This window comes from Bradyrhizobium sp. (genome assembly GCF_030646015.1).
Classification (GTDB): domain Bacteria; phylum Pseudomonadota; class Alphaproteobacteria; order Rhizobiales; family Xanthobacteraceae; genus Bradyrhizobium.
Genome location: NZ_JAUSLT010000091.1, coordinates 1 through 12,653, shown reverse-complemented (window position 1 = coordinate 12,653; position 12,653 = coordinate 1). Strand labels below are relative to the sequence as shown.

The window sequence follows — 12,653 nt, the reverse complement described above, 5'->3', positions numbered from 1 at the left end:
GGGCTTCGCGACTCTACCGACCTTGCCGCGCGCCGGCGACTTGTTCTTGCGGCCGGCAACCTTGCTGTCTGTATCTCCGACTTGATCGCGCACTCTCTGCTCCCAAACCCGCTTGTGTTCTCCAGCTCGCCGACTCTATCGACCTGCTCTTGATCAAGTATTAATCACATCCGGACGTGAATCACACCTTGATACAGATCAAAAACGCGCGGTAGGACTCGCTTCGCTGCAAGCCGCGCCGATTGCGCCTGTTTTTATTTTGCCCTCGACGGGAGCGCCGATTGACTGTTCAAAGAATGAAAAGCAGCTACACCAACTCAATTCAAATTCGGCCTTAGGTAACCTAGGCGCAACTGCTTTTCGACTTCGATGATTGCAAAGAAGACCACTCCAACGCTAACGATCAGGAGGCCATCAAGAAATGCAATCGCCTGGGTTCCGAATACGCGCTGCAAAGGCGCTAGATAGGTGATGGCGAACTGGGCCACAGTGATGATGATCACGGTTAGCCAGACGACTTTGGTGCCACGAACGGCCTCCCACGTCAGAGAGGTTCCATAAATGTTGCGTACGAAGAACAGATGGAAGATTTCCAGCACGACCAGCGTGTTCAATGCCATGCTACGCGCGAGCTCTGCCGAATAACCCTTATCGATCGCATAGGCATAGATGCCGAAGACGCCGCCAAGGAACAGCACGGAGACGAAGACGATGTGCCAAACCAAGCCTGCATCGAGAAGCGGTGCATCTCGCGGGCGTGGCGGCCGGCGCATGGTGTTGGCCTCCGTCGGCTCAAACGCCAGAGCAATACCGAGTGTGATACCGGTGATCAGATTGACCCAGAGGATTTGTACGGCCGTCACTGGCAGGGCCATGCCAAAGAGCAGCGCAACGATAATCGTCATGGACTCGCCTGCATTCGTCGGCAACGTCCAGCTGATTACCTTCTTGATGTTGTCGTAGACTGTGCGTCCTTCGCGCACTGCCGCAACAATTGATGCGAAGTTATCATCCGCAAGCACCAACTCTGATGCTTCCTTGGCCGCCTCACTGCCTTTGCGGCCCATCGCGATTCCTGCGTCGGCCCGTTTCAGCGCCGGCGCATCGTTGACCCCATCCCCCGTCATGGCAACCGTCAGACCGCGGGACTGAAGAGCCGTGACCAGGCGGAGTTTGTGTTCGGGGCTGGTGCGGGCAAAGATATCAGTGTCGAGCGCGACCGCGGCCAGGGTCGCCTCGTTCATGCCATCCAGATCGGTTCCAGTCAAAACTCTGTCGAAGTTTTGCAGCCCGATCTGCCGGCCGATCGCGGCGGCCGTGCCGGCATGGTCGCCGGTGATCATTTTCACTCGGATGCCAGCGCCGTGACATTCGGCCACAGCCACGACGGCTTCGGGTCGCGGCGGATCAATCAGGCCGACGAGACCAATCAAAACGAGTTGGCCCTGGAGATCGGCTACCTCCAGCACAGTATGCTCCGGCAGTACTGGCCGGGTCGCAAAGGCCAGCACGCGTTGGCCCTTGGCGGCGATGCTGTCGGCCATGCCGCGCCAATAGAGCTCGTTCAGCGGATTGGTGCCGCCCGACGCATTGCGTTGCGTGGAACACATCGCGAGAATTTGTTCCGGGGCACCTTTGACGTAAACGAAGGCGCGGCCTTCATGGTCATGATGGAGAGTTGCCATGTAGCGATGTCGAGCATCGAACGGAATAACATCTGTTCTTGCCCACCCAGACAACGCTGTCAGCCCTTCGCGCCTTAGCTTTCCTGAAAGCGCCAGCAGGGCGCCCTCCATGGGATCGCCTTCGACCGTCCAGGCCCCATCGCGCTCGTGCACTGCTGCATCGTTACACAGGGCTGCCGCCTGAGCGAGTTCATCCAGGATGCCGTGGTCGCGTGGATTTGTATTCGCATCGCCCAATCGTATGTCGCCTGTGGGCGCATAGCCGTGGCCGTCCACCGAGAAGACGTCGAGGCCGGCGGCAACCGAGGCGACCATCATCTCGTTACGCGTCAGCGTGCCTGGCTTGTCAGTGCAGATCACTGACACGGATCCCAGCGTCTCAATCGCCGGTAAGCGGCGGACGATCGCGTTTCGCCGTGCCATGGCCTGTACACCTATTGCGAGCGTGATGGTCAGCACGGCGGGCAATCCCTCTGGAATCGCCGCTACCGAAAGACCCACAACGGCCATGAACAGTTCAGAGAACTGACGGTGCTCGACGAAATATCCAAAAGTAAGCAGCACAGCCGCGATCAGCAGAATCAAGATCGTGAGCCAGCGGGCGAAGCCGTCCATTTGACGGACGAGCGGCGTGGTCAGCGTCTCCACCCTGGACAACATGCCGCTGATTCGTCCGATCTCCGCTGCCGCTCCGGTGGCAACCACCACGCCGCGTCCGAGGCCACCTACCACCAGCGTGCCGCTGAAGGCCATGCACGACCGATCGCCGAGTGCTGCGTCTGTCGCAACCGAATCGGTTGCCTTGTCGACCGGAACGGATTCACCCGTCAGAATCGCCTCCTCGATCCGCAGCCCATCCGCCTGGATCAACCGCAGGTCGGCGGGCACCTTCTCGCCGGACTCCAGAAGTACGATGTCGCCGGGAACAACCAACGAACCTTCCAGACTTCGGCGTTGGCCGTCGCGCAGGACGGAGGTGCGCGGGGCCAGCATCTGTCGGATCGCTTCCATAGCTTGTTCGGCTCGGCCTTCCTGGATAAAGCCGATGACCGCATTGGCGATCACAATGGCGACGATTACCCCGGTGTCGATGAAGTGTCCGAGGCCCGCAGTGATGACGGCAGCGCCGAGAAGCACATAGATCAGCACGTTGTGGAAATGCGCCAGGAACCGAAGCAAGGAACTTCGCCTCGGCGCCTCGGGGAGGCGATTGGCACCAAATTTCTGCAGACGGAGTTCTGCTTCGTGCTGGCTCAGACCTTTTGGCGTAGCACCGAGCGCGGCGAGCGTGGCCTCTGCCGGGGCAGCATGATGCACAATCGGTGTGTTCGCGTCGCGCATACGGTAATCTCCTAGAATGAACAGACCTGCTCGATGGCATGCGGCTGCTTTTGCGCAGCGATATACGGCGCAATATCAACTCCTGCGAAACCAGAGCAATTTCTCCAATGTTCAGGGAGGCCCATTGATCTGGCTCAATGGAGAAAATCGGGGTTACAGCCGAAGTGGTCCTCAGGCTGACGAATTGCAACGAGGTCGGCGTCGCTCGGCACGGTCGCGCCGGTAAAGCGCGCCAGAGCAGACCCGCAACACGGGAACATCGACGCCAAGTGAAACCCTGAGACTTCTGTGCCGGACGCACATCTTGCGATCTTCTATGGGTTGGCGGTCAACCAGGCATTAGCAACCGTCGACATCGTTGGCGTGCTGCAGTTCCTCCTGATTGCCCTCATTGTATCCATACAATCCCACTGAACTGATGGCGGCGGCGCGACCGAGGCGGGCATCCACGCCATGGGGGACACCTGCGAGCCGGCGGGGCTTCAGGCTAATTCGGAGCTTGAACGTTCATGATGATAGCCTTTCGGTGCTCCGTCGCGGAGAGCGTAGAAGAGTTGGGCCAATGCCGCGAGGTGTGACCGCTACTGCGGCTTACCTTTGGACCTTTCGGTTGCCGGTTGCGCGGGGCTGCCAGGCACCCAGCCGGTAGGTAACGCCGCGGGCTCGGCCGGCATAGCACCCCGGGTACGCAGCAGCGAAAGGGCGATCGAGCCGCCGATCAGGACCGCAGTAATGAGAAGCGCCAGCTCCGTCGGGACGAATTTTTCGCCATAGAAATAGTTGGCGATCATCTTGCCGCCGACCACGATGAGGATCAGCGACAGCGCGTATTTGAGGTAGATGAAGCGCGGGACGATCCCGGCGAGCGCGAAGTAAAGCGCACGCAGGCCGAGGATGGCGAACACGTTCGCAGTGTAGATGATGAACGGATCCCGTGAAACGGCGATGATAGCGGGAATCGAGTCGACCGCGAAGACCAGGTCGGTGAATTCGACCATCATGAGGACGAGGAAGAGCGGCGTCGCGAACAGCGCGCCGTTGCGTCGCACGAAGAAGCTATTGCCTTCGTAGCTATCGGTCACGCGCAATCGCCGTCTCAGGAGCTTGAGAACTACGTTGTTATCGATATCGGGCCTGGCATCGGCGACCAGCAGCATCTTCGCGCCGGTGGCAATCAGGAAGGCGCCGAAGACGACGGCCATCCACGCGAACCTGTCTATCAACTGTACCCCGGCGAAGATCAGGATACCGCGCATGACCAGCGCGCCGAGAATGCCCCAGAACAGCACCCGGTGCTGATACTCTGCCGGAACGGCGAAGTAGGTGAAGATGAGGACGATGACGAAGATGTTATCGACGCTAAGCGATTTCTCGATGAGATAGCCGGTCAGGAACTCGACACCGGCCTGCTCGCCGCGGATCCAGAAGAGGCCGCCGGCGAAAAGTAGCGCCAAAACGATATAGAGGAGGCTTAGCCACAAGGCTTCGCCGATTTCAATCTCGCGTTCCTTCCGGTGAAGGACGCCGAGGTCAAGAGCAAGCAAAACCAGAACGAACAGGTTGAAGCCGAGCCACGCCCAAACGGCTTCTCCGATCATCAAGTCCTCCAAGTAGGCCCGCCGCAATCCGAGGTGTGCGCCGACTAGAAATTCCGGGCTTTTCCGCTAGGCCCCCACCTACGATAGCAAGCAGACGTGGCCGACGGTGGGTGCAAACCCTCAATCCGAACTATTGAACGTTCCAATTGGCGCGTGCCCGGCCTGGCCTCTATCTTCGGTTCGAGCCCGCAGCGGTAGGCTCGGAGTGAACCAGGAAATGAGGAGCGCCATGGCATCGCATTTGCGAACGAACGACGACCCCTATCAAACCGAATACGATACCCGCGACGCCGAGATCGCTCGCAGAAATATTCTGTTCGGCCTGTGGGCGGGGCAGCGCATGGGCCTGGAGAGCGAGGCCATGGAGGACTATGCTTGGTCGGTCCACTTGGCCGATCGCGAAAATCCTGGCCACGATGACGTGATTGCCAAGGTCGCCACCGACCTTGCCCGTTGCGGCAGGCCGATCAGCGATCGGCAGCTGCGCAGCTATCTGCTGGAGATGGCAATGCGAGCCAGTCTTGATCTCGCGCAGACCTATCCTGAGGCAATCATGAAGCGACGAGGATGAAATTCCAGTTCACGGATGCACCCGCTGCACCGGGACGGCATCTTGGCGGCAGTCTGTTCGACAGGCCGGGCAATCCGCCCCCGTACCCAAATCCTCTCTGAGCATACGGAACCTGCCTGCAGCCGGCACCACCCGGCCGGCACAACCGAGTTGCCGCCCGCATCTGCACCGCAACCTTTGCTATTGTCAGCCCGTTCGCTTTATTTGCACTCGCCCATGTCGTACGTTCGGGCTTGATTTATCGCCCCGGGGCAGAGACCGAAAACCGCATGCGCGAACTGTTCGATGAAGTGGCCGGGAAATCCCAACTCGATCCGGAGGAAGCGGTCCGGCGCACGACGCGCGGACCGCGCCGCAAGCGGTTTTACACCCATGCCGGTGTCGTCGAAGGGGCGGGCGGGTTTGCGATCACGCTGGACGGCAAGCCGGTCCGCACGCCTTCCGGCCGTGCGCTGGCCGCGCCCACCCGGGAGATCGCCGACGCCATCGCCAGGGAATGGGAGGCGCAGCAGGAGTTCATCGATCCCCTGTCCATGCCGATGACAAGGTTCGCCAACAGCGTCGTCGATGCCGTGGTCGAGCGGGTCGAGGCCGTCACCGACGACGTCGCCAAATATCTCGGTTCCGATTTGCTGTTCTATCGCGCCGGTCACCCGCAGGCGCTGGTGGCGCGGGAGGCGGCCCTTTGGGACCCCGTCGTGTTCTGGGCCGCCGAGGTGCTCGGAGCGCATTTTATCCTCGCCGAAGGCATCGTGCATGTCCGCCAGCCCGAGCCGGCGGTCGCGGCGGCCCGCGCGGCGCTGCCCGATGACCCCTGGTCGATCGCCGCCGTGCACGTGGTGACGACCCTGACCGGCTCGGCGCTGCTCGCCCTGGCGCTGCTGCGCGGTGTGCTGGATGCCGACCAGGTCTGGAGCGCCGCCCATGTCGATGAGGACTGGAATATCGAGCAATGGGGGGTCGATGAGGAGGTTGCGGCGCGCCGCCGGGCGCGGCTGGTCGATTTCAGGGCTGCCGCGGACATCATTGGGGCGTTGAACCCCGCCGCATGATCCCACGTGTCCCGGGCGCGGCGCAGCGTGAAACGCTGCTCCGCAGAACCGGGACCCATGGCGCAGGGTCTGCGGTGCGAGATGGGTCCCGGCTCAGCGGCGCACCGCTAAAAGGCGCTGCGCCGCGTCCGGGACACGAGAGTTTCTTTCACGGATCGCGCCCCGGCGGTTAACGAGAGGTTTACGCCGCTGGGCTAGCGTTTGCAGTCCAGCGAGACCTCACGATGTCGATTGCACCTGTCAATCCGATCCTTTCCCCCGTCGCCGTCCAGGCGACTTTGGGTGTCGTCGAGCGCGACCTGATGTTGCAACCGGGAACCGTGATCGACGCCAAGGTTCTGCAGGTTCTCGCCAACAACATGGTGCGGATCGCGATATCGGGGCTTTCGCTCGATGTGATGTCGCAAGTTCCACTGCAGGCCGGCCAGGCCATGAAGCTGGCGGTATCGGAGAGCGAAGGCGGCATCAGGCTGGCCGTGGTCGGGCAGGGTGCTGGCGCGGCCGGTGACACCACCGGAGACACCGTAACCCTGGCGCCCGGGGCGCGGGCCGATGCCGCGCTCAACTCCCAGACGACTTCAGCATTGCCGAAGAACACATTGACGCCGCTGGAGAAGCTGGCGGTTTCGACCGCGGTGCAGACCGCAGCTACCCAGCAGGGCAGTCAGGGGCCGCTGTTTACGAATCTCGAGACTGCCGCCGGTTCAAAGACGCTGCCGCCGCAACTGCAGCAGGCGGTGACGCTGGTGCTGGCGCAGCGCACCAGCCTCGACCAGAACCTCACCGGCGGCGAAGTGAAAAATGCCTTCCAGAAATCGGGGCTGTTTCTCGAGGCCTCGCTGGCCTCGGGATCGCCGCCGGCCGGCATCCCCGATCTGAAGGCCGCGCTGATCGTGCTGCGCCAGACGCTGCTGTCGTCGCTCGGTGGCGCCGCGGCTGCGACGGATACGGGGGATGTAGCGGCGCCGCCGCTTGCCCCGTCCCAGTCTCCCGACCTCGACGCGCCGGATATTCACCTGCCGCAGGCGCGCCTGGCCGCCGCCGGCGACTTGCCGGCATCGGGCGGCGGGTCACGCCCGGCGACGGCCGCCGCGCTGAATGTGCTGCAGGAGGGGTTGCAGGAGATCGGCAACGCGCCGCCGCCGGCCATGGGCTCCCCGAAAGAGCTGCGCAGCAGTGCCGACGTCGCCCTCCATGCCAACGCGCCTCCGCCATTTCGCGGCGCGCATCCCTCGGCGCAGCCGGTCGCCTTGCCGTCGCTGCCGGCAGATGCAGCGCCCGCGACCATCGCGCATAAACTGCTTGCCGATACCGAGGCTGCGATTGCGCGCCAGACGCTGCTGCAGGTGGCGTCATTGCCCGATCGTATCGATAATTCGGCGCCACGGATCGATCCGGCGACGCCGCGCTGGCATTTCGAAATCCCGTTTGCGACACCGCAGGGAACCGCGATGGCGGAGTTCGAGATTTCGCGCGACGGCGGCGGCAGCGAGGTCGAAGCCGCCAAGCGGATATGGCAGGCGCGCTTCTCGCTCGACGTCGAGCCGGCCGGTCCGGTGCATGCATTGGTCTCGCTGATAGGCGAGACGACCTCGGTGCGGATGTGGGCGGAACGGCCGGAAACCGCGACGCAGCTGCGTGCTGGTGCGGCGCAGCTCAGCCAGGCATTGACAAAGGCCGAGCTGGTGCCCGGCGATATCGTGATCGGCGACGGCAAGCCGCCGCAATCGGCGCCGGCGCCCGCCGGGCATTTCCTGGATCGCGCGCTATGAAAGTGGAATCCAGGAGCCGGCTTGCGGTCGCGCTGCACTACGACAAGACAGGCGCGCCGCGCGTCACCGCCAAGGGCAAGGGATCGATCGGCGCCAAGATCATCGAGGTCGCCCGGGAAAACAACATCCCGATCGAGGAAAACGAGGTGCTGGCCGGCGCACTCGCCAATGTCGAGATCGGCGACGAAATTCCGACCGAACTCTACAAGGCGGTGGCGGAAGTGCTGGCCTTCGTGCTCGGGCTGTCGCGACGGGTGCGGTAGCAGTTGTGTCAGATGGTTCGAGACGCGCGCCCGCCAGGGCGGGCGCGCTCCTCACCATGAGGGAGCGGGGTGTGTCGCCAGCGAAGCATATGCGGACCTCATCCTGAGGAGCATCGCGGAGCGATGCGTCTCGAAGGATGGCCGCGAGTCCGCAGGTGGCCCCCCCGATTGTCATTGTTTTACCACGATATCAGATGCATCGTCGGCTGCCATCAACCACGTCGGATGCTCCCGTGATCCATCGCCGCCATGCGCTCGGTCTTCTCGCCGCCGCCAGCATTTTGCCCGCCCGCAGCTTTGCCAATGTCTCACCCCAGCGCAGCGAGTTCCGCGATGATCTGGCGAAACGGTTTACCGCCGAGGGAACCGTCGGCACCTTCGTCGGCTACAAGGTCGACGACTATCTGATCGTCGCCAGCGACAAGAATCGCTCCGGCGAGGCGATGCTGCCGGCCTCGACCTTCAAGATTCCGAATTCGCTGATCGCGCTGGAGACCGGCGTGGTCGCGGACACCGACACGGAGGTGTTCAAATGGGACGGGGTGAAGCGAAGCATCGAGCCCTGGAACAAGGATCACACGATGCGCTCCGCGTTCGCCGTCTCCGCGGTGCCGGTCTATCAGGAGATCGCCCGGCGCATCGGCGCCGAGCGGATGCAGAAATATCTCGATCTGTTTGAATACGGCAACCGCGACATCGGCGGCGGCATCGACCAGTTCTGGCTGACCGGCGATCTGCGCATCGACCCGATGCAGCAGGTCGATTTCGTCGACCGTCTCAGGCGCGGCGTGCTGCCGGTATCGAAGCGCAGCCAGGAACTGGTGCGCGATATTCTTGTGGTGACGAAAGTCGGCGACGCCGTCATCCGCGCCAAGAGCGGGTTGCTGGGCGCCGAAGCCGGAAAACCGTCGCTGGGATGGATGGTGGGCTGGGCCGAGAAGGGATCGGCGCAAACGGTGTTTGCGCTCAACATGGATTGTCTGGAGCCGCGCCACATCGCCGCCCGCATGACGTTGACGCAGCGATGCCTCACCGATATCGGTGCGATCTGATTTAGCCGCCCGCCGCAAAGGAAACAGGGATGACGGACTTGCCGGATGGTTCGGTGCCGCGATCGAACAGCGAGATCGCAAGCTTCCATGCCCATGTCTATTACGATCCCAACGCGACACGGCCGGAGGCCGAGCGGCTGCGCAGCTGGATCGGCGAGCGTTTCGCCGTCACGCTGGGGCGCTGGCATGACGTCAAGGTGGGCCCGCACGATCAGGCGATGTTCCAGGTCGCCTTTGCTTCGGAGGTATTCCCGGCGCTGGTGCCGTGGCTGATGCTCAACCATGGACGCCTGAGCATTCTGGTGCATCCGAACACCACCAATCCACGTAGGGATCATCAGGCTGATCCAATCTGGATCGGCCCCGCGCTTGCCGTGCATGCGGATAAGCTGCCGGAGCAGGCTGCGCTGGAGCCGGCGCCGCCGCCGAATACGCAGCCGGTGTTGCGTCCGTAACGCCGCTGGCGCCGCCGATGCGGTCGGACTAGCATTTCCGTGCACATTCGACTCACGGAGAAATCATGAACCCGACCGCAGCCAGGCCGCCGCGCTTTCCGCAGCTGACCATGGACCAGCTCGACGCCGCGCAAAAACCGCTCGGCGAGCAGATCGTGAAGGTTTCGAGCATCGGCATCGGCGGTCCCTACAATTCGATGCTGCGCAGCCCGGTGCTGGGCCAGCGGCTGTTCGACCTGTTCCACTATTTGCGCTGGGAAACCTCGGTCCCGCTCAACCTCAATGAGTTCGCCATCCTCATCATCGCGCGGCAATGGCGCTCGCAGGTCGAGTGGTACGCGCATACGCCGCTGGCGCAGAAGGCGGGCCTGTCGTCCCGTATCGTCGCCGAACTGAAAACCGGCGCGCGGCCGTCCGACATGGCCGATGACGAGGCCGCGGTGTACGATTTCGTCACCGAACTCACGACGGCGCGAAAAGTGTCCGACGAAACCTATGCGCAGGCAAAACGGGTTTTCAGCGATCAGCAGATCGTGGATCTCACGGCGGTCGCGGGCAACTACATCATGGTAGCGATGCTGCTGGCGATGTCCGAGGCATCAGTGCCGCCGGGAAAGGAGCCGCCGTTCGGCGATGGCGAGGAGTAGGAGACGGGATCAGCCCGCGCCCCGTCCGATCCGGCCGAGATGGGTCAGGGAAAATCCCGCGAAATATTTCAGGCCGAAGCCGAGCGCGCGGTCGAGGCCGATATGCGCCAGCCAGATCATCGCCACCGAGAGCACCAGCGGCGATGCGAGCGCTAATCCCGACGTGATCAGCGCCATCGGCGCCAGATAGCTGTGGGCGGCGTTATAGAATATGGCCCCCGGCCTGGCGCCGACGAGATAGCCGAGGAAGCTCAAATCGGGCGCCAGAAACAGGATGGCGTAGACCCACCAGGAACCGTCCCAGACCGCATACAGCAGGGTCATGCCCACGAACAGCGCCAGCCCCTCCAGCCGGAGCAGGGTCCGCAGCCCCCCGGTGGCGGCGCCTGCCGCGGCACCTGACGCGTCATCTGACGTGTCCTGGCCTGCGATATCGGTCATGTCGTCGTCTCCATTGGGCCACCGGATATAAGCGCGCCGGGCGGCGGTACCAGAGGCCGGAGAGGGCTGTTTCCTGCCGGGAAAATGCCGTGCTAGAACGCCCTGAAATCTCTTGGCAATTGCGGGCGGAAGCACATGAAGGACATCCTGGATACCCTCGAGGAACGGCGCGCAGGGGCAAAACTCGGCGGCGGCGAAAAGCGCATCGAGGCGCAGCACGCCCGCGGCAAGCTGACCGCGCGGGAGCGCATCGAGCTTCTGCTCGACAAGGGCTCGTTCGAGGAATTCGACATGTTCGTCGAGCACCGCTCGGTCGAATTCGGCATGGAAAAGACAAAAGTGCCGGGCGACGGCGTCGTCACCGGCTGGGGCACCGTCAACGGCCGCAAGACCTTTGTCTTTGCCAAGGATTTTACCGTGTTCGGCGGCTCGCTCTCCGAGACCCATGCGCAGAAGATTGTAAAAATCCAGGACATGGCGATGAAGGCGAGGGCGCCGATCATCGGGCTGTACGATGCCGGCGGCGCCCGGATCCAGGAAGGCGTAGCTGCCTTGGCGGGCTATTCCTACGTGTTCCGCCGCAACGTCATTGCCTCGGGCGTGATCCCGCAGATCTCCGTCATCATGGGCCCCTGCGCCGGCGGCGACGTCTATTCGCCCGCCATGACCGATTTCATCTTCATGGTGAAGAACACCAGCTACATGTTCGTCACCGGTCCCGACGTGGTGAAGACCGTCACCAACGAGGTGGTGACGGCGGAAGAGCTCGGCGGCGCCAGCGTGCACGCCACGCGCTCCTCGATCGCCGACGGCGCGTTCGAGAACGACGTCGAGACGCTGCTGCAGATGCGTCGGCTGATCGACTTTTTGCCCAGCAACAACACCGACGGCGTGCCGGAATGGCCGAGTTTTGACGACATCGAGCGGGTCGACATGTCCCTGGACACGCTGATCCCCGACAATCCGAACAAGCCCTACGACATGAAGGAGCTGATCCTGAAGGTCGTCGACGAGGGCGACTTCTTCGAGATCTCAGAGACCTTCGCCAAAAACATTGTCACCGGCTTCGGCCGCATCGCCGGCCGCACCGTCGGGTTCGTTGCCAACCAGCCGATGGTGCTGGCGGGCGTGCTCGACAGCGACGCCTCGCGCAAGGCCGCGCGTTTTGTCCGCTTCTGCGACGCCTTCAACATCCCGATCGTGACCTTCGTCGACGTGCCGGGCTTTTTGCCGGGCACCGCGCAGGAATATGGCGGCCTGATCAAGCACGGCGCCAAACTGCTGTTCGCGTTCTCGCAGGCGACGGTGCCGCTGGTCACCGTGATCACGCGAAAGGCCTATGGCGGCGCGTTCGACGTGATGGCGTCAAAGGAAATCGGCGCCGACATGAACTACGCCTGGCCGACCGCGCAGATCGCCGTGATGGGTGCCAAGGGCGCGGTGGAAATCATCTTCCGCGGCGACATCGGCGACGCCGAAAAAATCGCCGCGCGTACCAAGGAGTACGAAGACCGGTTCCTATCCCCCTTCATCGCCGCCGAGCGCGGCTACATCGACGCAGTCATCGACCCCGCCGAAACCCGCGAGGTCATCGGCGAAGCGTTCCTGACGTACTGGCCGCTCTCCCGCCTCCACGGGCTCTGATACACTCCCGCGGGACCGGCGAAGGAGAGCATGAGCGGCGAAGCACACAGCGACAGCGACGGCAAGGGCCGGACGGCCTCCAGGGGCCGCACAATCCTCGAATACGTCGTACTCGCCGTCGTCGCCGTGGCG

The 12,653-nt window shown here is 63.0% G+C and carries 11 protein-coding genes; 8 read left to right on the top strand and 3 right to left on the bottom strand.

Translation table 11 applies throughout. The features are described from left to right. Positions 1 to 317 precede the first annotated feature (317 nt). On the bottom strand, positions 318 to 3,026 hold the full coding sequence (locus tag Q7T45_RS14630) for a cation-transporting P-type ATPase (RefSeq protein ID WP_304871661.1): 2,709 nt from the start codon (positions 3,024 to 3,026) through the stop codon (positions 318 to 320). Positions 3,027 to 3,607: 581 nt separating this feature from the next. Then, positions 3,608 to 4,624 (bottom strand): TerC family protein, encoded by a 1,017-nt coding sequence (locus Q7T45_RS14625; RefSeq protein WP_304871660.1) that lies wholly within the window; start codon positions 4,622 to 4,624, stop codon positions 3,608 to 3,610. 229 nt (positions 4,625 to 4,853) lie between these two features. Between Q7T45_RS14625 and Q7T45_RS14620 the strand changes: the two genes are divergently transcribed. The 7 genes from Q7T45_RS14620 to Q7T45_RS14590 all read left to right on the top strand — a co-directional run bounded on the left by Q7T45_RS14620 (position 4,854) and on the right by Q7T45_RS14590 (position 10,436). Further along, positions 4,854 to 5,195, top strand: coding sequence for an ATPase inhibitor subunit zeta (locus tag Q7T45_RS14620; RefSeq protein WP_304871659.1), 342 nt, complete (start codon positions 4,854 to 4,856; stop codon positions 5,193 to 5,195). Between the two features lie 269 nt (positions 5,196 to 5,464). After that, positions 5,465 to 6,247 (top strand): ATP12 family chaperone protein, encoded by a 783-nt coding sequence (locus tag Q7T45_RS14615; protein ID WP_304871658.1) that lies wholly within the window; start codon positions 5,465 to 5,467, stop codon positions 6,245 to 6,247. Positions 6,248 to 6,471: 224 nt separating this feature from the next. Then, a complete protein-coding gene (locus Q7T45_RS14610) occupies positions 6,472 to 8,019 on the top strand; it encodes a flagellar hook-length control protein FliK (RefSeq protein WP_304871657.1) in 1,548 nt (515 codons plus the stop codon). Beyond that, positions 8,016 to 8,282 (top strand): EscU/YscU/HrcU family type III secretion system export apparatus switch protein, encoded by a 267-nt coding sequence (locus Q7T45_RS14605; RefSeq protein WP_304871656.1) that lies wholly within the window; start codon positions 8,016 to 8,018, stop codon positions 8,280 to 8,282. Before Q7T45_RS14610 ends, Q7T45_RS14605 begins: the two co-directional genes overlap by 4 nt. A 194-nt stretch (positions 8,283 to 8,476) precedes the next feature. Continuing rightward, positions 8,477 to 9,334, top strand: a complete 858-nt coding sequence (gene blaOXA, locus Q7T45_RS14600; protein WP_370691276.1) for a class D beta-lactamase — start codon at positions 8,477 to 8,479, stop codon at positions 9,332 to 9,334. A gap of 29 nt (positions 9,335 to 9,363) precedes the next feature. Continuing rightward, the gene (locus Q7T45_RS14595; RefSeq protein ID WP_304871654.1) at positions 9,364 to 9,789 is read left to right on the top strand and encodes a DOPA 4,5-dioxygenase family protein; all 426 of its coding nucleotides are present in this window, start codon (positions 9,364 to 9,366) and stop codon (positions 9,787 to 9,789) included. A 65-nt stretch (positions 9,790 to 9,854) separates the two neighbouring features. Beyond that, positions 9,855 to 10,436, top strand: a complete 582-nt coding sequence (locus tag Q7T45_RS14590; RefSeq protein ID WP_304871653.1) for a carboxymuconolactone decarboxylase family protein — start codon at positions 9,855 to 9,857, stop codon at positions 10,434 to 10,436. A gap of 9 nt (positions 10,437 to 10,445) precedes the next feature. On the opposite strand, the gene Q7T45_RS14585 is transcribed toward Q7T45_RS14590, so the two are convergent. Continuing rightward, positions 10,446 to 10,877, bottom strand: coding sequence for a DUF4260 domain-containing protein (locus Q7T45_RS14585; protein ID WP_304871652.1), 432 nt, complete (start codon positions 10,875 to 10,877; stop codon positions 10,446 to 10,448). 135 nt (positions 10,878 to 11,012) lie between these two features. Between Q7T45_RS14585 and Q7T45_RS14580 the strand changes: the two genes are divergently transcribed. Beyond that, the gene (locus Q7T45_RS14580) at positions 11,013 to 12,521 is read left to right on the top strand and encodes an acyl-CoA carboxylase subunit beta (protein WP_370691275.1); all 1,509 of its coding nucleotides are present in this window, start codon (positions 11,013 to 11,015) and stop codon (positions 12,519 to 12,521) included. Positions 12,522 to 12,653 lie beyond the last annotated feature (132 nt).